The organism is Streptomyces sp. NPDC091282, assembly GCF_044757385.1.
Classification (GTDB): Bacteria; Actinomycetota; Actinomycetes; order Streptomycetales; family Streptomycetaceae; genus Streptomyces; species Streptomyces gramineus.
Window position 1 is genome coordinate 636,341 of record NZ_JBIVUX010000004.1, and the last position, 21,425, is coordinate 657,765.

Annotated in this window: 21 protein-coding genes; 11 read left to right on the plus strand and 10 right to left on the minus strand. The window is 74.5% G+C overall.

Annotated features, from left to right (window positions below; translation table 11 throughout):
- Nucleotides 1–2 precede the first annotated feature (2 nt).
- Nucleotides 3–1,169: a serine hydrolase domain-containing protein gene (locus ACIQOE_RS21725; RefSeq protein WP_365554313.1), complete on the minus strand. Its 1,167-nt coding sequence runs from the start codon at nucleotides 1,167–1,169 to the stop codon at nucleotides 3–5.
- Nucleotides 1,170–1,395: 226 nt separating this feature from the next.
- Here ACIQOE_RS21725 and ACIQOE_RS21730 point away from each other — a divergent pair, with 226 nt between their 5' ends.
- Together ACIQOE_RS21730 and ACIQOE_RS21735 are read left to right on the plus strand one after the other, a co-directional pair.
- Nucleotides 1,396–2,019 carry a TetR/AcrR family transcriptional regulator gene (locus ACIQOE_RS21730; RefSeq protein WP_365554316.1) on the plus strand — a complete coding sequence of 208 codons (624 nt, stop codon included), beginning with the start codon at nucleotides 1,396–1,398 and terminating at the stop codon, nucleotides 2,017–2,019.
- A gap of 22 nt (nucleotides 2,020–2,041) precedes the next feature.
- Complete coding sequence (locus ACIQOE_RS21735) at nucleotides 2,042–3,598, plus strand: GMC family oxidoreductase (protein ID WP_401413056.1); 1,557 nt, start codon at nucleotides 2,042–2,044, stop codon at nucleotides 3,596–3,598.
- A 92-nt stretch (nucleotides 3,599–3,690) separates the two neighbouring features.
- Here the strand turns inward: ACIQOE_RS21735 and ACIQOE_RS21740 are convergent, their stop codons facing one another.
- Together ACIQOE_RS21740 and ACIQOE_RS21745 are read right to left on the minus strand one after the other, a co-directional pair.
- Nucleotides 3,691–5,127: an aldehyde dehydrogenase gene (locus tag ACIQOE_RS21740; RefSeq protein WP_401413058.1), complete on the minus strand. Its 1,437-nt coding sequence runs from the start codon at nucleotides 5,125–5,127 to the stop codon at nucleotides 3,691–3,693.
- 208 nt (nucleotides 5,128–5,335) lie between these two features.
- Nucleotides 5,336–6,256, minus strand: a complete 921-nt coding sequence (locus ACIQOE_RS21745) for a CDP-diacylglycerol diphosphatase (RefSeq protein WP_401413060.1) — start codon at nucleotides 6,254–6,256, stop codon at nucleotides 5,336–5,338.
- Nucleotides 6,257–6,491: 235 nt separating this feature from the next.
- Between ACIQOE_RS21745 and ACIQOE_RS21750 the strand changes: the two genes are divergently transcribed.
- The 5 genes from ACIQOE_RS21750 to ACIQOE_RS21770 all read left to right on the plus strand — a co-directional run bounded on the left by ACIQOE_RS21750 (nucleotide 6,492) and on the right by ACIQOE_RS21770 (nucleotide 12,838).
- The gene (locus ACIQOE_RS21750) at nucleotides 6,492–7,334 is read left to right on the plus strand and encodes an AraC family transcriptional regulator (RefSeq protein ID WP_399009961.1); all 843 of its coding nucleotides are present in this window, start codon (nucleotides 6,492–6,494) and stop codon (nucleotides 7,332–7,334) included.
- Between the two features lie 218 nt (nucleotides 7,335–7,552).
- The gene (locus ACIQOE_RS21755) at nucleotides 7,553–8,422 is read left to right on the plus strand and encodes an ABC transporter ATP-binding protein (RefSeq protein ID WP_401413063.1); all 870 of its coding nucleotides are present in this window, start codon (nucleotides 7,553–7,555) and stop codon (nucleotides 8,420–8,422) included.
- Nucleotides 8,423–8,469: 47 nt separating this feature from the next.
- Nucleotides 8,470–9,534 (plus strand): ABC transporter substrate-binding protein, encoded by a 1,065-nt coding sequence (locus tag ACIQOE_RS21760; RefSeq protein ID WP_401413065.1) that lies wholly within the window; start codon nucleotides 8,470–8,472, stop codon nucleotides 9,532–9,534.
- Complete coding sequence (locus ACIQOE_RS21765; RefSeq protein ID WP_401413067.1) at nucleotides 9,531–11,675, plus strand: iron ABC transporter permease; 2,145 nt, start codon at nucleotides 9,531–9,533, stop codon at nucleotides 11,673–11,675. The genes ACIQOE_RS21760 and ACIQOE_RS21765 overlap by 4 nt, the downstream gene beginning before the upstream one ends.
- Nucleotides 11,676–11,701: 26 nt before the next feature.
- Complete coding sequence (locus ACIQOE_RS21770; RefSeq protein ID WP_401413069.1) at nucleotides 11,702–12,838, plus strand: peptidase C39 family protein; 1,137 nt, start codon at nucleotides 11,702–11,704, stop codon at nucleotides 12,836–12,838.
- A gap of 117 nt (nucleotides 12,839–12,955) precedes the next feature.
- On the opposite strand, the gene ACIQOE_RS21775 is transcribed toward ACIQOE_RS21770, so the two are convergent.
- Both ACIQOE_RS21775 and ACIQOE_RS21780 read right to left on the minus strand, forming a co-directional pair.
- Entirely contained in the window at nucleotides 12,956–13,924 is a 969-nt protein-coding gene (locus tag ACIQOE_RS21775; protein WP_401413071.1) for an acetylxylan esterase, read from the minus strand.
- Nucleotides 13,925–14,052: 128 nt separating this feature from the next.
- Entirely contained in the window at nucleotides 14,053–14,640 is a 588-nt protein-coding gene (locus ACIQOE_RS21780) for a hypothetical protein (RefSeq protein WP_401413073.1), read from the minus strand.
- Nucleotides 14,641–15,114: 474 nt separating this feature from the next.
- Between ACIQOE_RS21780 and ACIQOE_RS21785 the strand changes: the two genes are divergently transcribed.
- Both ACIQOE_RS21785 and ACIQOE_RS21790 read left to right on the plus strand, forming a co-directional pair.
- On the plus strand, nucleotides 15,115–16,038 hold the full coding sequence (locus ACIQOE_RS21785) for an NADP-dependent oxidoreductase (RefSeq protein WP_365554340.1): 924 nt from the start codon (nucleotides 15,115–15,117) through the stop codon (nucleotides 16,036–16,038).
- Nucleotides 16,035–16,784, plus strand: coding sequence for a GNAT family N-acetyltransferase (locus ACIQOE_RS21790; protein ID WP_351322747.1), 750 nt, complete (start codon nucleotides 16,035–16,037; stop codon nucleotides 16,782–16,784). Before ACIQOE_RS21785 ends, ACIQOE_RS21790 begins: the two co-directional genes overlap by 4 nt.
- Here ACIQOE_RS21790 and ACIQOE_RS21795 read toward each other — a convergent pair.
- Nucleotides 16,745–17,188, minus strand: coding sequence for a MarR family winged helix-turn-helix transcriptional regulator (locus ACIQOE_RS21795; protein ID WP_362642433.1), 444 nt, complete (start codon nucleotides 17,186–17,188; stop codon nucleotides 16,745–16,747). The two genes, ACIQOE_RS21790 and ACIQOE_RS21795, sit on opposite strands and share 40 nt — an antisense overlap.
- 138 nt (nucleotides 17,189–17,326) lie before the next feature.
- Between ACIQOE_RS21795 and ACIQOE_RS21800 the strand changes: the two genes are divergently transcribed.
- Nucleotides 17,327–18,391 carry a hypothetical protein gene (locus ACIQOE_RS21800; RefSeq protein ID WP_401413076.1) on the plus strand — a complete coding sequence of 355 codons (1,065 nt, stop codon included), beginning with the start codon at nucleotides 17,327–17,329 and terminating at the stop codon, nucleotides 18,389–18,391.
- 33 nt (nucleotides 18,392–18,424) lie between these two features.
- On the plus strand, nucleotides 18,425–19,231 hold the full coding sequence (locus ACIQOE_RS21805) for a putative protein N(5)-glutamine methyltransferase (protein WP_365554347.1): 807 nt from the start codon (nucleotides 18,425–18,427) through the stop codon (nucleotides 19,229–19,231).
- Between the two features lie 43 nt (nucleotides 19,232–19,274).
- Here ACIQOE_RS21805 and ACIQOE_RS21810 read toward each other — a convergent pair whose 3' ends face one another.
- The 4 genes from ACIQOE_RS21810 to ACIQOE_RS21825 form a co-directional block, all read right to left on the minus strand.
- Nucleotides 19,275–19,697 carry a hypothetical protein gene (locus ACIQOE_RS21810; protein WP_399009970.1) on the minus strand — a complete coding sequence of 141 codons (423 nt, stop codon included), beginning with the start codon at nucleotides 19,695–19,697 and terminating at the stop codon, nucleotides 19,275–19,277.
- Nucleotides 19,694–19,924, minus strand: a complete 231-nt coding sequence (locus ACIQOE_RS21815) for a hypothetical protein (RefSeq protein WP_401413078.1) — start codon at nucleotides 19,922–19,924, stop codon at nucleotides 19,694–19,696. Before ACIQOE_RS21815 ends, ACIQOE_RS21810 begins: the two co-directional genes overlap by 4 nt.
- Nucleotides 19,921–20,349 carry an ATP-binding protein gene (locus ACIQOE_RS21820; RefSeq protein WP_351322759.1) on the minus strand — a complete coding sequence of 143 codons (429 nt, stop codon included), beginning with the start codon at nucleotides 20,347–20,349 and terminating at the stop codon, nucleotides 19,921–19,923. The genes ACIQOE_RS21815 and ACIQOE_RS21820 overlap by 4 nt, the downstream gene beginning before the upstream one ends.
- A gap of 266 nt (nucleotides 20,350–20,615) precedes the next feature.
- Entirely contained in the window at nucleotides 20,616–21,404 is a 789-nt protein-coding gene (locus ACIQOE_RS21825) for an anti-sigma factor family protein (protein WP_401413080.1), read from the minus strand.
- Between the last annotated feature and the right edge of the window lie 21 nt (nucleotides 21,405–21,425).

Genomic DNA, 21,425 nt, shown 5'->3' on the forward strand with positions numbered 1-21,425 from the left:
CCTCACAGGCACGCGTAGAGGGCGGTCACCAGGGCCGTCTTCCGCGGATCGTCCGCGATCGCCGGCCCCATCCGGTTCATCACGTAACCCAGCGAAACCCCCGCCTCCGGGTCGGCCAGCCCGCACGAACCGCCGAACCCGTCGTGCCCGAACGCGCGCGGGTTCGGCCCGTAGGAGCCGTTCCGCCCGCTGAGCCACAGGCCGAGCGCCACCTCGGTCTCGTGCGCGAAACCGGCCCCCAGCACCAGGTCACGGCAGCTGCCCTGGCCCTCGCGCACCCGCTCGGCGGCCTCCGGCGACAGCAGCCGCAGGCCGCCGAACTCGCCCCGGCCCGCGAACACGCCGTACAGCGCCGCGACCGCCCTGGCCGTGCCGTGACCGTTGGCCGCCGGGATCTCCGCCGCCCGCCACTCCGCCGTGTTGGCCGCGGCGGCGCCCACTCCGGGGTTGGCCAGGGCCGCCACCGCCGCCGGTGCCAACTGGCTGAAGATCGCGGCCTGTTCGCTGGCGGAGGTGACCCGCGGATGATCCAGCACGGCCGCCCGGCCGGCCTCCTTCTCGGGCAGTCCGACGGTGAAGTCGATGCCGAGCGGACCGGTCACCTCCCGCTCCAAAAAAGCCCCCGGCAGCAGCCCCGACACCCGGCGTACCACCTCGCCGACCAGGAACCCGTAGGTGAGGGCGTGGTACCCGGACCGGGTGCCCGGCTCCCACCACGGCTCCGTCGCCGCCAGCCGCGCCGTCGTCAACTCCCAGTCGTACAGCTGCCGGAGGGAGTGCGGCTCGCGCAGTCCCGACAGTCCGGCGCGGTGCGACAGCAGATGGCGGACCAGGACCCGCTCCTTGCCGGCCGCCGCGAACTCCGGCCAGTAGTCGGCCACCGGCGCGTCGAGGTCCAGCAGCCGCCGGTCGGCCAGGATGTGCGCGCACAGGGCGACCGGGCCCTTGGTCGTGGACCAGACGTTCACCAGGGTGTCCCGCTCCCAGGGCCGGCTGTGATCCGGGTCCGCCCAGCCGCCCCACAGGTCCACGACCGTCTCGCCGCCGACCGTCACCGCCACGGCGGCGCCCAGCTCTCCCCGGTCCCGGAAGTTCTCCTCGAAGGCTTCCCGTACCGCCGCGAAACGCGGCTCGCAGTGACCGTGGACCCGCGGCTCGTGCTCGGACATGCGCCCTCCGTCGTACGCCGGAATCCCGGACCGCGGCACTGCGGTCCGGGCATCCAGAACATACCGACTGGTCGGACTGGAGGGAAGTCCGGCGCGGCGACGGGCCCGCGGACGTCGCGCCGCATGTGGAGGCATATGTCATCAAATGAGTAAAATGTGTGCAGTGGGAGCGAAGCGGCCGGCGTGCCTGCCGCCGCTGGAGTTCCGGCCCGGGAGGGTGCCTGTCATGAGGACCTACGGCGGTCTGACCGCGGAGGAGCGGGTCGCGCTGCGGCGCCGGCGCCTGATGGACAGTGCCTTCGAGCTGTTCTCCACCCAGGGCTTCGCCCGCACGAGCATCAGGGCGGTGCTGCGCCGTTCCGGGCTCCAGGACCGGTACTTCGCCGAGAGTTTCGCCTCGCTGGACGAGCTGATGGCGGCCGTCGTCGAGGCCATGTGGGACGAGCAGCTGCCCAGGATCGCGGCCTGCGTCGGCACCGGCCGTCCGCGCGACGAGCAGGCCAGGGACGTGCTGCGGGTCCTCGTCGACAACATGATGTCGGACCCGCGCAAGGGCAGGCTCCAGCTGATCGAGGCACTGGTCGCGGGCCCCGCCACCGCCCGCGCCCGGCAGCGGGGCCTGAGACGGATGGACGAGATCGTGCGCTCGCTGCTGCACGAGGGCCCGGTCGACCCGCGGACCGACATCCGGGCGAAGTCCGTCGCCGTGGTGGGCGGCGTGAGCCAGCTGCTGCGCAACACCATCGACGGCACGCTCGACCTGCCCCAGGAGGCCCTGGTCGACGAGGGCGCCTTCCTCTTCGAGGCGGTCGCGAACCACATCGGCCCGGGGGCCGGAAGCCGGGCGTGACCGTCGCCGAAAGGACCGTCACATGATGTCGTTCCACTATGTGATCGTCGGTGCGGGAAGTGCCGGCTGTACGCTCGCCCACCGGCTGACCGAGGATCCCGAGGCGCGGGTGCTCCTCCTGGAGGCGGGCCCGGCCGACGACGCGGACGCCATCCGGGTGCCTGCCCTCTTCGGCACGCTGTTCGGGTCGGACGTGGACTGGGGGTACGAGCTGGATCCGCAGCCTTCTTACCAGGGTTCGGCGTACTTCCCCCGCGGGCGCACCCTCGGCGGGTCCTCGGCCATCAACCTCATGATCTACATCCGGGGGAGCCGCGAGGACTTCGACGGCTGGGCGGCGGGCGGGGCCACCGGATGGGATTTCGCCTCCGTGCTCCCGTACTTCGTCAGGGCCGAGCGCAACAGCCGGTTCACCGGTCCGCCGCACGGGACGGCCGGCCCGCTGCACGTCGAGGACCGGATGTTCACCCATGAGCTGTCGAAGGCCTGGACCGAGGCCGCGGCGGACTGGGGCCTGGATCCCACCGAAGACTTCAACGGCGCCTCCCAGCTCGGGTCGGGCAGGTACCAGGTGACCTGCTGCCGCGGCGTGCGCCGGTCCGCGGCCGACGCCTACCTGCGGCCCGCCCTGGACCGTCCGGGGCTCACCGTCAGGACGGACGCCGAGGCCACCCGCGTTCTCGTCGAGGGCGGACGCGCCGTCGGCGTCGAGTTCCGCGCCGACGGAGCTGTGCACACGGTCCGCGCCGAACGGGAGGTCCTGCTCAGCGGCGGCGTGGTCAACTCGCCGAAGCTGCTGATGCTCTCCGGCGTAGGACCGGGCGGGCACCTGCGTGACCTCGGCATCGGTGTCGTCGCCGACCTGCCGGGTGTCGGCGAGAACCTGCACGACCACGTGATGGTGCCGCTGGTGTGGGCCACGCGCGGTTCCACCGACCTTCTGGAGCTGGCGAGTCCGCACAACATGGAGCGGTGGCGCCGGGGTCTGGGCGGACCGTTCGCCTCCAACGGCGCCGAGGTCGGCGGGTTCCTCTCCGTCACCGGCGGCGGGACGGCGGACGTGCAGTTCATGGGCGGCCCCACGGCCTTCGTCGACCACGGCCGGTTCTCCCTGCCGTTGCCGAACTTCAGCATGCAGACCGTCGTCACCCGCCCGGCCGCCCGTGGCCGGCTGCGGCTGCGTTCGGCCGACCCGTCGGCCCCGCCGCACCTCGATCCCGGCTACTTCACGGAGCGGTCGGACCTGGACATGACCGTGGCCGGGCTGCGGGCGTCCCTGGAGATCGCCGCGCGGGAGCCGTTCGCCCGGTACGTGAAGGGCCTCGCCCTGCCCGCCGGTGCCACCGACACCGAGGCGCTGCGCGCGCACGCCCGGCGGCGGGGGCAGTCGTCGTACCACGGGGTCGGCACCTGTGCGATCGGTGCGGTGGTCGACCCTTGCCTTCGCGTGCACGGTGTGGCCGGACTCCGGGTCGTGGACGCCTCGGTGATGCCCGCGATCCCCAGCGGGAACATCAACGCGGCCACCATCATGATCGCGGAGCGGGCGGCCGACCTGCTCAAGGCCGGACCGCGCTGACCGCTGTCGTCGACGGGGGCCGGCGCGGGGCGCGGCGGGCCGGGGAGCCGGTGTGCGCGGGGCGGCTGCTGTTCGGAACCCCAGGGCAGGGCTCAGGGGTGGTAGACCGACTGGAGCCGCTGGTGGTGCCCGATCGCCTCGGGGCCCAGTTCGGTGCCGAGGCCGCTCGCCTTCCAGCCTCCGAACGGGGAGGCCACGTCCGGCTGGTAGCCGTTGACGCCCACCGTTCCGGTCCGCATCCGGCGCGCGATCCGGTCGCCGCGGTCCGTGTCCGCGGTCCACACGGTGCCGGCCAGTCCGTACGGGGAGTCGTTGGCGAGGGCCACCGCCTCGTTCTCGCCGTCGTAGGGCGTCACGGACAGCACCGGCCCGAAGATCTCCTCCCGCCAGATGGTGTGCGACGGCTCCACGTCCGCGAAGACTGTCGGCTCGACGAACCAGCCCCGGTCGAACCCCGGCGGCCGTCCGCCGCCGGCGGTGAGCCGGGCCCCCTCGGCGGACGCCCTGCCGATGAACCCCTCGACCCGGTCCCGTTGCCCGGCGCTGACCAGCGGCCCGATCCGGGTGGCGGCGCACAGGGCGTCACCGATCACGGCGGTCCTCGCCATCTCCGAGAAGAACTCGACCACTTCGGCGTACCTGCGGGCCGGGGCCAGGATCCGGGTGCTCGCGTAGCAGGCCTGCCCGTTGTTCACCAGGCAGGACAGGAAGAGCTGTTCGGCGTGGGCGGCGAGGTCGGCGTCGTCGAGGACGACCGCCGCCGACTTGCCGCCCAGCTCCAGCGTCACGGGCCGCATCAGCCCCGCGCAGACCTCGGCGACGGTCCGGCCCGCGGCGGTCGACCCGGTGAAGGACACCATGTCCACGCCCGGGTGGGCGACCAGGCGGGCCCCCGGCCCGGATCCGCCGGGCACGATGTTGATCACCCCGGGCGGGAAGTCCGCCGTCTGCAGAGCCTCGGCGAGAAGGGCCGAGTCCAGCACGGTCTGCGGGGCGGGTTTCAGGACGATCGTGCAACCGGCCGCCAGGGCCGGGGCGATCTTGAAGAAGGCGATGGTCTGCGGGAAGTTCCAGGGCACGACGGCCGCGACGACGCCGCGGGGCACCCGCCTCACCAGCGTGCTGCCGCCGGGGACTCCCGCGCGGCGCTCCTCCGCCGCGACGGCGCCCGCCTGGGCGGCGTAGTAGCGCAGCAGCGCGGCCGGTGCCATGCCGTCGAAGAACTGGTTGACGGAGATCGGGCAGCCGCTCTGCGCGCTGGAGAGAGCCGCGATCTTGCCGCTGAGGGAGTCGAGTTCGTCGGCGAGCCGGGTCATGGCCGCGGCGCGGCGCCCGGGCTCCCACTCCGGCCAGCCGCCGGGTGCGTCGAACGCGGTACGGGCCGCGCGGACGGCGGCGTCGACGTCCGCGTCGACCGCCTCCGGCACCGTCCCCAGCCGGTCCCCGGTGCTGGCGGACGTCGCCGTGAGGGTGCCGGTACCGGCCGGCGGTGTCCACGTGCCCCCGATGAACAGATGATGCACGTCCATGGCAGGTCCACATCTCTCGTCCGGGTCTCGGCGAGCGGCCGCCGGTCAGTGCGCGCGCCGCTGTGGCGCGCGGCGGCCGACCCGGCTCGATCCGGGTGCGTCACGGATCAAGGACTTGATCGAGGACCAGATTACGCCATCTGAGGGCAATTGTCATCAGATGGCGTAAGAGGGGCATATGTGATTCCCGGGGCGTAGCCCTGGCGGATCAGGTGTAGACGAGCAGGTAGTCGCAGGTGCTCGTCCCGTCGTGCAGTGACGTGTCGCTGTTGAGGACGTAGAACTCCTGGGCGAAACCGGCGGCGGTCATCTTCGGAACGACGATCAGCGTCTGGTTGGCCATGTTCAGCCCCTGCGGCCGCACCACGTTCTGGTACAGCAGGGTGAAGAGGTTCTGCGTGAGATTCGGCAGCCTGAGGATGCGGTACGTGCGGTCACCGGCACCGGAAGGACCCGAGACGGCCGCCTGGTTGGCCGGATCCGCCCAGTGCGAGGGCTGGGTGGCCATGCGGCCCATGGATTCGAGCTCCTGCAGCCGCCGCTGGGTACTCGGCCTGATACCGGCCATGTGAATATGGAGCTGGTTGTAACGCCGGGCGCCCTGCGCATTGATGCCCAGGCCGATATCGCCGTACTGCACCGGGACGCTGCCGCCGCTTCTCGCCGTCTGCCACGCCTCGTTCCAGTAGTTCGGCGCCGCGGAAGTCTCGATGAACGGACACTCGATACCCGTGATCCGGCAGGTCGGAAGCAGCAGATAGTTGTGGTGGTTCTCCGGCTTCCCGTGCAGCACGACGTAGTTCGCGGTCGTCCTGAGGCACTCGGGCTTGGGCTGCGGCGGCGGCGGGACCGTGCCGTTCGCGCAGTACTGGACGTCCTGCCACAGCGGGTCCTTGTCGGCGGGACTGCCGCACAGCGACTGCATCTGCGCGGGCGGGCAGGGGGCGGCACCTCCCGGCGGCGGCGTGGAGCACGAACCGTAATCGGGGTCGGTGGGCACCGGGCCCGCCGCCGCGGCGGCGCTGCCGGCCGCCGCCGTACCGGCCAGGAACGCGGCGGCGCCCATGGCGCCCGAGAATGTGACGAATCGACGCCGGGGCATCTCGGCCGGCTTCTTTTCCTCATTCATGGATGGCTCCGAGAGTGACGGCCGCAGCCTGGATTCGCCGACGCGTGAACACGGGAATTCGACCCGTTCCGGCCGGCCGCTGATTCCTCCCCACAGTAAGCAGTCGTGACCCCTTTTCCGCTCAACCGAAAGGGTGGTTGTCATTCGACCGGCGAAGGCGTCCGCAATTCTCCGTGCGACCGCCGTGGACGGACGTCACGCGGCCGTGTCCGCGCGCCCCGATAGACTTCCGCGCATGGTCCGTTCGTCCGGTGGTGAAACGAGCCCCGGAATGTGGCGGCGCGAGAAGGGCACCGTCGTGCGCCGGGCCGTCGAGCTTCCGGCGCAGGCGTCCGCACCCTTCGCCATCAGGGCCGGGCTGCACGTGCCCGCCGTTCCCACCGAATGGCCGCCGCACGCGCACCTCCAGCACGAACTCGTCTGGGTGCGCGGCGGAACGCTGACGTCCCGGGTGGCGGACCGCATCTTCACCGTGTGCGAGGGGCACGGACTGTGGATGCCCGCCGGAACCGTGCACGCGGGCCGGGCGACGGCCGGCGCCGAGTTCCACGACGCCCTCTTCGCCCCCGACCGCACGCCGATCGCGTTCGACGAGCCGCGGGCCATCACGATGACACCCCTGCTGGAGTCGCTGCTCGCCCACCTTTCCCGCACGGATCTCGACGCGGGAGCCAGGACGCGGGCCGAATCGGTCGTGTTCGACGTCCTGCGGCCCTCCGAGCGGGAGTTCGCGTTGCGGGTGCCCGGCGACCCCCGGATCGACACGATCGCGAAGGCGCTGCTCGACGACCCGGCCGACGGCCGCTCGCTGGAGGACTGGGCGCGCTGCCTCGGCGTCAGCGACCGCACCGTCACGCGCGCGTTCCGCCAGGTGACCGGCCTCTCCTTCGCGCGGTGGCGGCAGGTGCTGCGCGTGCACCGCGCGTTGACGCTGCTGTCCGAGGGGCACGACGTGACCACCGTCTCCGAGACCCTCGGCTACGCGCAGCCCAGCACCTTCATCGCCGCGTTCCGGCGGGTCATGGGCACCACGCCGGGGGCGTTCTTCGACGCAGGCGCCGAGGCCGGCACGGCCTGAAACGGCCTGCGTGCGTGTCCGGAATCCCGTACCGGGTGTCCCGAACTCCTGATTGTCGACATGGCGGGCGGGCTATAGCCTGCACGGAGTTAGGTAACCCTTAGTTGTTGCTCGCCGCGCACGGCTCGGCCCGTGCGGGGGACATTGCGCTGCCCGGCCGGAGACGGCCGGACGGAGGGTGCCGCAGCCCCTGCCCCTCCGACCGTCCGGACCCGCCGATGTTCACCGACCACTCCCCGCACGCCGGCCGCCCCGTGGCCGGCCCCGATCCGGCCACCCCGGCCGCCGCCCTCAACGGACACGACCTCGTGCTCCGTTACGGCGCCGTCCCGGTCGTCCACGGCGTCTCGCTGGCCCTGGAACCCGGCCGTGCCACCGCCCTGGTGGGACCGAACGGCAGCGGCAAGTCCACGGTCCTGCGCGCGCTGTGCCGGCTCCACCGCCTGGACGGCGGCCGGGTGACGCTCGGGGCCGCGGACGGCGGTCCGGAGCGCGACGCGGCCCTGCTCAGCGCCCGCCGGTTCGCCCGCGAGGTCACGCTGTTCTCCCAGTCCAGGCCCGCGCCGCAGGGACTGACGGTGGCGGAGGTCGTGGCCTTCGGCCGCCACCCGTACCGGCGCGGCCTCGCCGGACCGACCGCCGAGGACCGCGCCGCCGTCGAGCACGCCATGGGCCTCACCGGCGTAGGGGACATGGCGGCCCGGCCGGTCGGGGAACTCTCCGGCGGCGAGATGCAGCGCGTGTGGCTCGCCGCCTGCCTGGCCCAGGACACCCGTGTCGTCCTGCTGGACGAACCGACCAACCACCTGGACCTGCGGTACCAGTTCGAGACCCTCGACCTGGTGCGCGACCTCGTGGAGCGGCACGGCATCGCGGTCGGCATCGTGCTGCACGACCTCGACCACGCGTCCCGCGTCGCGGACACCCTGGTCCTCATGCGCTCCGGCCGCGTCCACGCGGCGGGCGCACCCGCCGACGTCCTCACCGCGCGGAACATCGGCGAGGTCTACGACATCCGGGTCGAGGTCGCCGTCGACCCGCGCACCGGCCGCCTCCACATCGACCCCCTCGGGCGCCACCGCCCCTGACGCGGCACCACCACCGCCGCACCGCACCACAGGAAAGAGGAACTTCCATGAACCGCGCCCATCGCCTGGCGGCGACGGCCACCGCGGGGCTCTTCGCCCTCGCCGCGACGGCCTGCGGCACGACCGACGTCGACGAGGCCGCCGCCGACGGCACCGCAGCCGCGGCCCCCGCGTCCAGGAGCTGCGCCCAGGACACCACGACCACCTCCACCGGGCCGGTCACCCTCAAGGACGGCGTCGGCCGCACCGTGCGGCTCGACCAGCCCGCCCGCCGGATCGCCGTCCTGGAGTGGCAGCAGGTCGAGGACGCGCTGACGCTGTGCGTCACCCCCGCCGCCGTCTCCGACGCGAAGGGGTACCGCACCTGGACCAGCGCCGAGAAGCTGCCCGCCGGGGTGACCGACATCGGCACCCGCGAGGAACCCGACCTCGACACCCTGTACGCCGCGAAGCCGGACCTCGTCGTCGTGGAGGCGTTCAAGGCCGACGACGAGATGATCAAGAAGCTGGAGAAGCGGGGCGTCCCCGTCATGGCCACCAAGGGCGCGGACCCCAAGGACCCCATCGGCAACATGCGGAACGTGTTCAGCATGATCGGCAAGGCCACCGGCCGCACCGAGCGGGCCGGCCAGGTGCTCAAGGAGTTCGACGGCCACCTCGCCGAGGCCGAGCGGAAGGTCGCCGACGCCGGTCTGCCCACCAAGGACTTCCTGTTCTTCGACGGCTGGCTGGAGGGCGGCAACCTCACCGTCCGGCCCTACGGCAAGGGCGCCCTGTTCACCGCGATAGGCGAGCGGCTCGGCATGCGGCCCGCCTGGACCGACGCCGTCAACAAGGCCCACGGCGACGGCGGTGTCGACCCCGCCTACGGCCTCGCGCAGACCGACGTCGAAGGACTCACCGCGGTCGGCGACGCCAACCTCTTCTACGCCAACGACGACGGCGCCGGCGGCTACGTGGCGGCGCTGGAGAAGAACCCGATCTGGAAGACGATCCCGGCCGTGAAGGAAGGCCGCGCGCACGCCTTCCCGGCCCGGGTGTGGGGCGCCGGCGGCCCGCGCTCCTGCGAGCAGGCCATCGACGCGTACGTCGACGTGCTCGACACGAAGTGAGCACCCGGCACCCGACGGCGTCCCCGGCGAGCACACCGCCGGACACGCCGACGACCACACCACCGGACACGCCACCGGGTACGCCGTCGCGCGGGCCCGGCGGCGGCCCGGCCGGCGCGGCCGTCCTCGCGGCCCTGCTCGCCGCCACCGTGGCGGTCGGGCTGTGGCACCTGACCCAGGGGACGTCGGGCGTCGGCGTCGGCGACCTGCTGCGGCACCTCAGCGGGCACCGGGACGAGAACGGCGCCCCGGTCGGCGAGATCCTCACCGGCTCCCGGCTGCCACGCCTGCTCGCGGGCGTGGCGGTGGGCTTCGCCCTCGGCGCCGCCGGAGCGCTCCTGCAGTCCGTCACGCGCAACGCGCTCGCCTCCCCGGACACCCTCGCCGTCACGGCCGGTTCCTACTTCACGCTGTCCCTCGTGGCGGCCACCGGCCTCACCGTCCCGCTGTGGGCGTCGGGCGCCGTGGCGTTCGCGGGCGGTCTGACGGCCGCCGCCCTCGTCCTGCTGCTCGCGGGCCGCGCCGCCGGCACCACCGGCACCCGCCTGATCCTCGCCGGATCGGCGACGGCGATGGCCCTCGACGCGGGCACCTCGATGCTCCTCATCCTGTTCAGCCAGAACACGACCGGCCTCTACGCGTGGGGGAGCGGCTCGCTGGCCCAGCTGAACATCGACGCCTCCGAGCGCGCCCTGCCCCTCATCGCCGTCGTGCTGTGCGCCGCCCTCGCGCTCTCCCGGCGCCTGGACGTGCTGGGCCTCGGCGACGACACCGCGGCGACCCTCGGCGTGCCGGTCCGCTCCACCCGGGTCGCCGCCGTGGTCTGCGCGGTGCTCCTGACCGGCACGGCCGTGACCCTCGCGGGTCCGATCGGCTTCGTCGGCCTCGGTGCCCCCGTGCTGGCCCGGCTGCTCGCGGGACGCGTACCGGCCCTGCACCGCCACCTGCTCCTGGTGCCCGCCGCCGGACTGCTCGGCGCGCTGCTCGTCCTGCTCGCGGACGCGTCGCTGCGCGCCGTGCAGGGCGCGGACGGCGCCGCCGCCATCCCCACCGGCGTGCCCACCGCGCTGCTCGGCTCCGTCGTGATCGTGGTCCTCGCGCTCCGCCTGCGCGACACCGGGCAGCTCCACCGCCCCCCGCACGCGCGGGTCGCCGTCCGGTCGCGGCGCGCGTTCGTCCTCGTCGTCTGCGCGGTGACCGCGCTGCTGGCCGTCGCCGTTCTCGTGTCGGTCCTCGCGGGCAGCCTCTGGCTGCGCACCGGCGACCTCGCGCTGTGGCTGCGGGGCGCCGCCCCGGACCTGATCGGCCAGGCGCTCGACGACCGGGTGCCGCGGACGACGGCCGCGGTCCTCGCCGGCGCGGCGCTCGGTCTCGCCGGCTGCGTCGTGCAGGGCGCGGTGCGCAACCCGCTCGCGGAACCGGGCGTGCTCGGCATCACGGCGGGCGCGGGGCTCGGCGCCGCGAGCGTCGCCACGTCCGGCCTGTCCGGCAGCCGGCCGCTCCTCGTCGCGGCCGCGGTGGCGACGGGACTCGTCACGTTCGCGCTGATCGCCCTGCTGTCCTGGCGCGGCGGCTTCCTGCCCGACCGGTTCGTCCTGGTCGGCATCGGCTTCGGGTACGGGCTGAACTCCGTCACCACCTTCCTCCTGCTGCGCGCCGATCCGTGGGACACGCCCCGGATCTTCACCTGGCTCTCCGGTACGACCTACGGGCGGACGTTCTCCGACGCCGTACCGGTCGCGGTCGCCCTGGCGGCCGCACTGCCCGTCCTGCTCGTCCTGCGGGACCGGCTGGACCTGCTCGCCGTCGACGAGGACACCCCGCGCGTCGTCGGCGTCCGCCCGGCACGCACCAGGTTCGCCGCGCTGACGATCGCCGCGGTCCTCGCCGCGCTCAGCGTGATCGCCGTCGGTGTCGTCGGTTTCGTGGGGCTCGTCGCCCCGCACCTCGCCCGGTCGCTGGTGGGTGCCCGGCACGGCCGCGCGATCCCGGTGTCGATGCTGCTCGGCGCGCTGCTGGTGTGTGTCGCCGACGCGCTCGGCCGCACCCTCATCGCCCCGTTCCAGCTGCCCGCCGGCCTCGTGATCGCCCTGGTCGGAGCCCCGTACTTCCTCTGGGTGCTCCGCCGTTCCCGCGCCTGACGCCCACCATCTCAAGGAGACCCGGCATGCCCCCGCGCCAGCGGACCGCCGCGCACCGCACCGTCGTCCTCCCGTACGATCCCGGCCGGCCGCCGCCCGGACTGCGGGGGCTCGCACCCGCGCCGGTGACGGAACGCTGGCGGACGCCCGACCGCTCCCGCTACGCCCCGCACATCGTGGCCGTCACGGACGGCGACGACCCCCGATGGACCGGAGCCGCCCTGGTCACGGCCCGCCCGCACACCTCCTACCTGAAGATCGTCGACGCCGTCGGCGACGTGCCGGCGGCCGTCCGCGCGGTCCTCGCCCACGCACACGGCCGGGGACTCGCACAGGTCAAGTGGGAAGGGTGGACGGCGGATCCCGAGGTGGCCGCCGCCGAGGGCTTCGCCCCGCTGCGCCCTCCGCTCACTCCCGCGGAGGCGGCCGGCGGGCCCGGTGGCGGCCATGTGCGCTGGCTGTGCGCGGCGCCGGCCGCCGAACCGCCGTACTACGGCCAGACCACCCACTTCACCTGCGGCGCGGTCACCGCCCTGGTCGCCCAGGCCCATGCGGGCGCCCTGGCGCGGCAGGAACTGGACCGGAGCACCGAGCTGACGCTGTGGCGCGGCGCGACCAACTTCCCCGCGTGCGAACCCGTCGGGCTCGGCGTCGCCGTACGCCGGACCTGGCCCTCCTGCCAGGTGGCGGTCCACCTGGACACGGACCGGCCCGTCCTGCTCGGCCACCACCCGGAGCCCGAACAGGAGTGGCGCGCCGTGCTGCAGCGCGCGTCGCGGACGGACGCCCGGCGCACCGGCGTCCCGGTCGACCCGGACCGTCTCTCCCTGGCACGGATCCGGACCGCGCTCGACCGGCGGGACCAGGTGCTCCTCCTCGTCTCGCTCGACGCCATGCACGGGTACGACGTCCCGCACTGGGTGCTGTGCCACGCGGCGGTCCCCGGCGGCGTCGTCATCGAGGATCCGTGGACCGACGCGGCCGCCGGTGACACCTGGGTCGACGCCCACCTGCTGCCGGTGCCCGACGCGGCCCTGGACACCATGTCCGTCCTCGCGCCGGACGGCTTCCGCGGCGCGGTGACGATCGGCCGCCCGGAGGGAGCCCTCACGGACGCGGAGACGGCGGCTTCCGCCACCCGTCACCACGGCGGGACCCTCTGAGGGACCGGCCGGCGGCGGCCACGGGCACGGCGCAAGCGACCTGGAGGACCGGCCCGCTCACGCCCGGTGACTCCGCGCCGGCCGCCGGTCACCGCCGACGCGGGCGCCGAGCACGGCTCATGCGCGGTCGCGCAGCCAGCCGAGCTTCGCCGCCTCGTGGTACGGGCCGCCGCCCTCGTGGTCGTTGAAGTCGTACACCTCGATCTCCTTGTCCGCGTGGGCCCAGGCGTTGAAGGCCGAGAACACCGTGGACGGCGGGCAGGTCTGGTCCTCCAGCGCCGCCGAGAACAGCGCCGGGGCCCGGCCGCGCGCCGCGAAGTGCACGCCGTCGAAATAGGACAGGGTGCGCTGGACGTCCGCCGAGCGGCCGCGGTGCGTCTTCAGGAACAGGGCGATCTCACGGTAGGGGTGGCGGTCGGTCAGGGTGACGGCGCGTGGGAAGTCGCACAGGAACGGCACGTCGGGCGCCACCGCGGCCAGGTCGGGGACCAGGCCGCCGACCGCGATCGTGATCCCGCCGCCCTGGCTGGCGCCCAGCGCCACGGTCCGCGCTGCGTCGGTCAGCGGATGCGAGCGCGCCGCCTCGACCGCCCGGACCGCGTCCGTAAAGACCCGGCGGTAGTAGTAGTTCTCGGGCGCGTCCACGCCCCGCGTCATGAACCCGGGGAAGGCCGGCGCGCCGCCCACCGGGTCGGCGGTGCCGCCCCCGCCGCCCCAGGCGCTGCCCTGGCCGCGGGTGTCCATCACGAAGTGCGCCCGCCCGGTCGACGCCCACAGCAGGTTCTCGTGCGCCAGTCCGCGCCCGCCGCCGTAGCCGATGAACTCCACGATCAGCGGCAGCGGTTCGGCGGCCCCGGCCGGCAGCCGCAGCCAGCCCTTCACCGGGTGGCCGCCGAACCCGGCGAACGTCACGTCGTACACGTCGACCGTGGACAGCCCGGTGTCGACCGGCTCGAAGCGGGCGTCGAGATCGTGTCCGCGGGCCTCCTGGAGCGTCTTGGACCAGAAGGCGTCGAAGTCCTCGGGTTCCACCGACGCGCTGCGGTGCTCACGGAGTTCGTCGACGGGAAGGTCGAACAAAGCCATCGGCAACCGCCTTTGACGAAGGGAACCTGCGGATGATCACACCGTACGCGGACGGGCCGACGCGTCGCCAGGCCCGCGGGCGGCGGCACCGCGGGCCCCGTCACCAGGGCCGGGGGAGCCGCGGGACCTCAGGCGCGGCCCCGGGTCCAGTCCGGTCCGGTGCGGGCCCACTCCTGTTCCCACTCGGCCAGCCGGTGCCGCAGCGCGACCCGGCGCACGACGCCGTGGCAGAGCAGCACGGCCCCCGCCGCACCGGCCGCCCCGCACAGCCCCACGGTGACGGTGTGCTGCCAGACGTCGACCTCGTCGGGCGGCGGAGGCACGCCGCGCCCGTGCCGGTCGAACCAGACGTCGACCCGGTCGCCGGCCCGGGTGCCGGCCGGCACCCGGGCCAGGGCCGTCCGCGTCCCCTTGCCGGGTTCGGTCCAGCGGACGTCCGTCCGGTAGGCGTGTTCCTGGTCGGTGCCCTCCACCGACGGCAGCTGCTCCGGCGCGTCCCCGAGGACCACCGCCCGCACCATGTGCCGCTCGGCCCGCTGGACGGTCGCCACCGCCCGCGCCCGCTCGTGGGCCCACAGTCCCGCCACCGCTCCCGCCAGGGGCGCGCCCAGGCACAGCAGGATCGCGACGGCCAGCGCGGTCCACGCCTCCACCAGGTCGGACCTGCGCCGCAGCGAGTTGTGCCGCCAGCGCCAGCCACGTACTCGGGTACGCATGTCGACCTCCTCGCCGCCACGGGAGCCGTAGGGCCGGACAGCCGGTCCGCAGCTCCCAGCGTGCCCCCCTCGCACGCGGGCGTCCACACAGGTCCTTCACCCCGTCCGGTCCACGGCGGTGCGACCGGGAGCGTCCGCCCGGGTCCCGGCCCGGAGGCGAGCCGGGACGGCCCTGCTCATCATGGAAGCGGGCGAACCGGGTGCGCGGGTCCGAGGGCCGCGGCTGTGATCCTCGCCGGGACGGGCCGGGGAAGGACTGGGCCCGACGGCACCGGAACCGGCCTACGGGCCCCGGGGCGGCGGGCCGGTGCCGGTGCGCGGTGCTTCGGCCCAGGTCAGGCCTTGGTCAGGCCGTCGATCATTGCGGCCGTATGAACGATTCAGGGGTGGGGGAATAGCGTCCGGGCGATCGTCCTTGGCCCAGAGTGCCGGTTCCGGGAGACCGGAGACAGCATCCGAGAGCGAGGAAGAACGATGCCCAAGGCGTACGTCTACACCAGGCACGGCGGACCGGAGACCGAGGCCTTCGCCGACGTGGACCGGCCCGTTCCCGGCCCTGGTGAGCTGCTGGTCGCGGTGCGCGCGGCGGGGGTCAACCCCGTCGACTGGAAGCTGCGCGGCGGTTTCCGCCGCCCCGGCGAGGGCGAGGCACGTTTCCCCGAGGTGCTCGGCAGCGAGGCCGCCGGAGTGGTCGAGGAGGTCGGCGAGGGCGTCAGCGGGTTCGCACCCGGCGACGCGGTCTTCGGCAACACCTCCGGCGGCGCGTTCGCGCAGTACGCCCTGCTCACGGCGTCCGTGACGGCGCACAAGCCCGCCGCGCTGTCCTTCACCGACGCGGCCACCCTGCCGGTCGCCGCGGCCACCGCCTACGACGGGGTGCGCCAGCTCGACCTGCCCGAGGGCGCGACCCTGCTGGTGACCGGCGCGGGCGGCGGGGTCGGCGCGGCCGCCCTGCAGATCGCCCGCGCCTGGGGACTGCGGGTGGTCGGCGTGGCGAGCGAGGCGAAGAAGGACTTCGTGGAGTCGCTCGGCGCCGTGCACGTGCCGTCGGGGCCCGGCCTCGCGGAGCGGGTACGGGCCGCCGCGCCCGAGGGCGTGGACGCGGTGTACGACCTGGTCGGCGGCGAGGTGCTCGCCGAGGCCGCCGGCCTGCTCGCGGACCGCACCAGACTGATCACCGCGGGGGCGGCGCCGGACACCGTGGCCGCGCTGGGCGGCAGCCGGGTCGAACGGGCCCGTACCGCGGCCGTCCTCGACGAGGTGGCCGAACTGGTGGTGGGCGGTGAGCTGGACCCGTTCGTCTCGCGCACCTTCCCGCTCGACGAGGCGGGCCAGGCGCTGCGCGCCGTCGAGGACGGGCACGCCCGCGGCAAGATCGTGATCGAGGTCTCCGCATGAGCGTCCCCGGTCCCCGCGAGGACGCGCCGCACGTCCTGGACAACCCCGCCCGCGCCTCGCTCACCGGCCCGCACGCCCGCTTCGCCGAACGGCGCGGCCGCATCCTGCGCTACCCGGTCGACGTCTCCCCGTGGCTGGCCCTGCCCGACGACATCGGCGCGGACGACTGGGCCGACCTCGCCGCCCTGTCCGGGCCCGGCACGGAGGTCGGGCTGCCCGGCTACCGCGGCGACGTCCCGGACGGCTGGGAACTCACCATGAACATCCCGGGCGTGCAGCTGGTCGACGACGGCATGGACGTCGCCCCGGAACCGCAGGCGGTCCGGCTCGGGCCCGCCGACGTGCCCGACATCCTCGACCTCGTCGAGCGGACCCGGCCGGGCCCCTTCCTGCCCCGCACCGTCGAACTCGGCACCTACCTCGGCATCCGCCGGGACGGCAGGCTGATCGCGATGGCGGGGGAGCGGCTGCACCCGCCGGGCTGGACCGAGATCAGCGCGGTCTGCACCGACCCCGCCCACCGGGGCGAGGGCCTGGCGACCCGGCTGATCCGGGCGGTCGGACACGGCATCCGGGCCCGCGGCGAGACTCCGTTCCTGCACACCGGCGCCGGGAACACCGGCGCGATCCGGCTGTACGAGTCCCTGGGCTTCCGGCTGCGCCGCCGTACCGCCTTCCTCGCCGCCCGGGTGCCGCAGCCGCTCGGTCAGTCCTCGCCGGTCCCCGCGGACGTGCCCGCGTTGTAGCGCTCCAGGTACGCGGCGAACCGGACCAGGTCCTGCTCCGGCCAGTCGGCCAGCCGTTCCCGGAACGCGGCGCGGCGGCTGCGCGTGACCTGGGCCAGGATCTCCCGCCCGGCCGCCGTGAGACCCAGTACCTGGACCCGGTGGTCCTCCGGGTCCAGGCACCGCTCGATCAGCCCCGCCCGCTCCAGCGTCGCGACCTGCCGGCTGACCGTCGACTTGTCCAGCGCGTAGTGCGCGGCCAGGTCGGTCGACCGGCAGCCGCCGCGCTCCTCCAGGTGCCCGAGGAGCGTGTACGACACCAGCGACAGCTCGGGATGCATGCGCCCGGCGGACGCGCGGGCCCGGCGCGCGAAGGCCGTCATCTCGCGCTGGATCGTCTCCACGGCCACCTCGGCCGCCGTCACGGCCGGACCCTCGGCGCCCTCTGCGCCAGCGACATCCTCACGCGAATTCCTCCTCCGACGTTCTAGTTGTAGAGTACAACTTCATCATGAGTTGTATAAGCCAACCAGTTTGGCCGGAAGGTCTGGAGGTCGTCCCCGATGAGGTCACCGGCGCTGCGCCACCTGCTCACGCACCTGATCACCCCGCTGTTGATGTGCCTGGGCATGGGGCTGGCGTACATGGGCGCGTTCGTCCACCCCGAACCCCGTCACATGCCCGTCGCGGTGGTCGGCGCAGGCCCGAAGGCGAAGGTGTTCGCGCAGACCGTCAAGGACACCGCGGGTGACCGGCTCGACGTCCGTACCGTCCCGACCCGCGGCGCCGGCGTCCACCTGCTGACGTCCCGCAGGGTCACCGGCGTCTACGTGCCGAGCACCGAGGCGCCCGAGCTGATCGTCGCGAGTGCCGCCTCCGACACGGACGCCACCGTCGTCGAGAAGGTCTTCACGCCGGTCGCCGCCGACGAGGGCGCCCCGCTCAAGGTCACCGACGTGGCCAGGCCGGTCAGCGACGACCCCACGGGCCAGGGGCTGTTCTTCCTGCTCATCGCCGTGAGCATCGGCTCCTACGCGTCCGTCGCCGCCCTCGGAGCGGCGGGCGCCGCGCTGCCCCTGCGGATCCGTGCCCTGCTCGCGGTCGGCGTCGGTGCCGTCGTCAGCGGCATCGGCGCCTTCCTCGCCGGGCCGGTGTTCCACCTGGCCCGGCACGACCTGGCCGGCGTCTGGGGCATGGCCTGGCTCTACTCGGCGGGCATCCTGTTCGTCGGCGTCGGCCTGCACCCCTTCCTGAAGCGGTGGACCACCCTCGCCATGATGGTGCTGTTCGTGATGCTCAACTTCACCAGCTCCGGCGGGCTGTTCCGCCCCGACCTGCAGAACGGCTTCTTCGGCACCCTGCACGCCTTCTGGAACGGCGCCGGCTTCGTCGAGGGCGTGCGCAGCCTGCTGTACTTCGGCGGCGACGGACTGCACCGCGACGTGTGGACCCTCGCGGCGTGGCTGCTGGCCGGTCTCGCGCTCACCGCGCTGGCCGCGGTGTACGAGCGGGTCGGCCGGACGGCCGTACCGGGCCCGTCCGCCGCTCGCACCGCGCAGGCACCGGCCGCCGAGACGGCGGCCGAGGCCGAGGCCGAGACGGAGGCCGAGGAGACGGTCGGCGTGTGACCGCGTCATCCGCGGCCGGATAGGCTCTCCGGGATGCTCCCACTCCCCGACACCGCCGCCGTCGTCTCCGCACTGCGCGCCGCGGGCTGCGTCTTCGCCGAGGACGAGGCGGACCTGATCCTCGCCACCGCCCAAACCCCGGGCGAACTGGCCGGGATGGTGGACCGGCGGTCCGCCGGCCACCCCCTCGAACACGTCCTCGGCTGGGCCGGCTTCCACGGGCTGCGGGTCCTCGTGGAACCGGGCGTGTTCGTGCCCCGCCGCCGTACCGAGTTCCTCGTCGACCAGGCCCTGGCCCAGGCTCCGGACGCGACCGTCGTCGTGGACCTGTGCTGCGGCTCCGGCGCGGTGGGCGCGGCCCTCGCCGCCGCCCTCGCCGACCCCGAACTGCACGCGGCCGACATCGAACCGGCCGCGGTCGACTGCGCCCGGCGCAACCTCGCCCCCTACGGCGGCAGCGCCCACCTCGGCGACCTCTTCGACGCCCTGCCCGCCGCGCTGCGCGGCCGGGTCGGCATCCTCGCGGCCAACGTGCCCTACGTCCCCAGCGGCGAGGTGGCCCTGCTGCCCGCCGAGGCCCGCGACCACGAGCCGCTGGCCGCCCTGGACGGCGGCGGCGACGGCCTGGACGTGCTGCGCAGGGTCGCCGCCGGTGCGCCCGAGTGGCTCGCGCCCGGCGGCTGCGTCCTCGTCGAGACCAGCGAACGCCAGGCCGACGCGGCCGTGCGGGCCTTCGCCGCCGCCGGCCTGACCGTCCGGCTCGCCGTCTCGGAGGAGCTGTACGCCAACGTCGTGATCGGCGTGCTCGGCCGCGAGCCGGCCGGCGGCCCGCGCGCATAGCCGGCCCCGGCCCGGTCCTTCCTCCCGTCCGCCTGCCCGCGGCTCAGGCGCCGGGGCGTCCGGCGGCCGTCCAGGCGGCGTACTCCTGGCGGACGTAGCGGCGGCGGGTCGCGGCGGGCGGGTCCGCGCCCGGGTGGTGCGGGCCTGCCGCGAGGCCCGGGTGGCGGCGGTCGTACCGCAGGAGCTGTCCGGCGGTCCGCGCGGCGGCACCGACCGGGCCGGGGTCCGATTCGTCCAGGGCCATCCGGTCCATGAGCGCGGCGCGCCGCAGCAGCCAGGCGCGCTCGGCGGCCACCGGGTCGGCCGGCGGCGGGGCGGCGGGACCGGCCTGGCGGCCGTCGCGCTCGGCCCCGAGCGCGAGGACCCGGTGCATCTCGCGGTGCAGGTCGGGGGCGTGCAGGTACGCCTCGTGCGGGGTCGGGGCGCCGATGTCCTCGACGCCGCAGGGGCTGGTGTCCACGGTCATGCCTCCGCCGGTGCGCAGGGGCCGGCGCCGCAGCGGGCGCACGGCGCGGTGTCGCGGCCGGGTCCGGTGCCGCCGTGGCCGAAGGCCGCCGGGGCCGCCGCGGACCGCTCGGGCGGCCGGGGCCTGCCGGGGCAGTCGTCGACGGGACACGGCTTGTGCGAGGCCACGGCCCCCTCCAGGAGGGCGCGCCGGGACGGCCGGCGCCGCCAGACGCCCGGGCCGGTCATGCCGAACACCTCAGACAGGCACGGACCTCGCGGCCGCCGTGCGACTGCCGGACCTCGGTCGACTGGGCCAGGCACTGGACGATGCCGGTGCCGCGGCCGTGCTCGTCGGGAGCGATGTCGGGGCGGCGGCGGTCCACCGCCATGCCGGAGTCGCTGACCACGATGTGCAGGGTGCCGTGGTCGAGGACGAGCAGCACGCTCATGCGCTCACGGCCGTACTGGGCGGCGTTGGAGGCGAGTTCGTCCACGATGAGGACGGCGGAGTCCCGCTCGCTCGCGGGCACGCTCCAGGTCTCCAGCAGATCGGCCGCGAAGTGCCGGGCGGCGGAGACGTGCGCCTCCTGCGCGGGCAGGGTGAGCAGTGCCTCGTGGCGGTACGGCCCGCGCAGGAGTGCCCTCGGCTGGGAAGAATCGGTCACAGACATGGTCTTCTGGCTCTTCTGTGGAGGTGCGGAAGCTGGAAGAAGGGGCGCCGTCCAGGGTTTCGAGGGCCGGGCGCCTGGCCGGATCCTCCGCGTGGACGCGCTCACTCAGTTATACGGACGGCGCATGCCGAAAGGTTCGAGCTGTTCGCACCTTTTGCCCAACTTCTTTTCCCGGAAGGGCCTCTGCTTCCTTTCGGAGAAGGCTCCTGCCGGTGACCGCGCATGCCGAAGCCGCCCGGCGCGGTGCCGGGCGGCCTCGGTACGTCTCAGGCTCGGATCGAGACCAGCTTCTGCCCGCTGCCCGCGAGGATCTCGAAGTGGTCGATGGCCTCCGGGGACATCGCGACCGTCCCCTGGATCGTGCTCCCCGCCGGGTAGCTGCCCGCCCGCCAGCTGGCGCCGTCCACCCTGGTCCCGTTCGGCCCGACCGCCTGCAGCCGACAGGTGATGCCGGCGGGCGCGCCCCGGGCGGAGACCTGCAGCACGCTGCCCCAGTCGGAGGGGGAGACCTTCACCGAGGCGGTCACGCCGGTGGCCGCGTCGCTTCCGGCGAAGGTGCGCGAAGCGGCGGGCACGGTCGGCGCGGGCTGTGCCACGGTGCCGCCCACCGTGCCCACGGCCGCCAGCCAGGTGCCGCCGACCGCCGCCGCGAGGAACATCAGGGAGGCGGCGGCGCCGGCCAGCTGGAGCCGCCAGGTCCTGCGGCGCCGGGCCGCGGCCTGCTGCAGCAGCCGGTCCAGCACGCCCGTCCGCGGCGCCTGCCGCGGCTCTGGCTCGGGCGCGCGGGCGGGCACGGCGGCCGGCGCGCTCCCGGCCGCGCGTGCCACCAGGCGGTCGGCCAGTTCGGCGTCGGACGCCGGGACCGTCTCGCCGGCGGCCTCGGCCGCGGTGACCGTCGCCATCAGGGCGGGCAGTCCCGCCAGCCGGGCGTGTTCGGCCCGGCACTCGGCGCACTCCGCGAGATGCGCGCGGACCTGTTCCCGCTCGGCCTCGGGCAGCGTGCCGAGGACGTACCCTCCCAGGGCCGTCCGGAGCGGATCGTGCTCCGTGGTCATGGTCGCCACCTCCTGCGTGCC

Bases quoted from the DNA above. Each gene is read 5' to 3' on its own strand.
- ACIQOE_RS21725 (WP_365554313.1), bottom strand. From the start codon at position 1,169: ATGTCCGAGCACGAGCCGCGGGTCCACGGTCACTGCGAGCCGCGTTTC.
- ACIQOE_RS21730 (WP_365554316.1), top strand. From the start codon at position 1,396: ATGAGGACCTACGGCGGTCTGACCGCGGAGGAGCGGGTCGCGCTGCGG.
- ACIQOE_RS21735 (WP_401413056.1), top strand. From the start codon at position 2,042: ATGATGTCGTTCCACTATGTGATCGTCGGTGCGGGAAGTGCCGGCTGT.
- ACIQOE_RS21740 (WP_401413058.1), bottom strand. From the start codon at position 5,127: ATGGACGTGCATCATCTGTTCATCGGGGGCACGTGGACACCGCCGGCC.
- ACIQOE_RS21745 (WP_401413060.1), bottom strand. From the start codon at position 6,256: ATGAATGAGGAAAAGAAGCCGGCCGAGATGCCCCGGCGTCGATTCGTC.
- ACIQOE_RS21750 (WP_399009961.1), top strand. From the start codon at position 6,492: ATGGTCCGTTCGTCCGGTGGTGAAACGAGCCCCGGAATGTGGCGGCGC.
- ACIQOE_RS21755 (WP_401413063.1), top strand. From the start codon at position 7,553: ATGTTCACCGACCACTCCCCGCACGCCGGCCGCCCCGTGGCCGGCCCC.
- ACIQOE_RS21760 (WP_401413065.1), top strand. From the start codon at position 8,470: ATGAACCGCGCCCATCGCCTGGCGGCGACGGCCACCGCGGGGCTCTTC.
- ACIQOE_RS21770 (WP_401413069.1), top strand. From the start codon at position 11,702: ATGCCCCCGCGCCAGCGGACCGCCGCGCACCGCACCGTCGTCCTCCCG.
- ACIQOE_RS21775 (WP_401413071.1), bottom strand. From the start codon at position 13,924: ATGGCTTTGTTCGACCTTCCCGTCGACGAACTCCGTGAGCACCGCAGC.
- ACIQOE_RS21780 (WP_401413073.1), bottom strand. From the start codon at position 14,640: ATGCGTACCCGAGTACGTGGCTGGCGCTGGCGGCACAACTCGCTGCGG.
- ACIQOE_RS21785 (WP_365554340.1), top strand. From the start codon at position 15,115: ATGCCCAAGGCGTACGTCTACACCAGGCACGGCGGACCGGAGACCGAG.
- ACIQOE_RS21790 (WP_351322747.1), top strand. From the start codon at position 16,035: ATGAGCGTCCCCGGTCCCCGCGAGGACGCGCCGCACGTCCTGGACAAC.
- ACIQOE_RS21800 (WP_401413076.1), top strand. From the start codon at position 17,327: ATGAGGTCACCGGCGCTGCGCCACCTGCTCACGCACCTGATCACCCCG.
- ACIQOE_RS21805 (WP_365554347.1), top strand. From the start codon at position 18,425: ATGCTCCCACTCCCCGACACCGCCGCCGTCGTCTCCGCACTGCGCGCC.
- ACIQOE_RS21810 (WP_399009970.1), bottom strand. From the start codon at position 19,697: ATGACCGTGGACACCAGCCCCTGCGGCGTCGAGGACATCGGCGCCCCG.
- ACIQOE_RS21815 (WP_401413078.1), bottom strand. From the start codon at position 19,924: ATGACCGGCCCGGGCGTCTGGCGGCGCCGGCCGTCCCGGCGCGCCCTC.
- ACIQOE_RS21820 (WP_351322759.1), bottom strand. From the start codon at position 20,349: ATGTCTGTGACCGATTCTTCCCAGCCGAGGGCACTCCTGCGCGGGCCG.
- ACIQOE_RS21825 (WP_401413080.1), bottom strand. From the start codon at position 21,404: ATGACCACGGAGCACGATCCGCTCCGGACGGCCCTGGGAGGGTACGTC.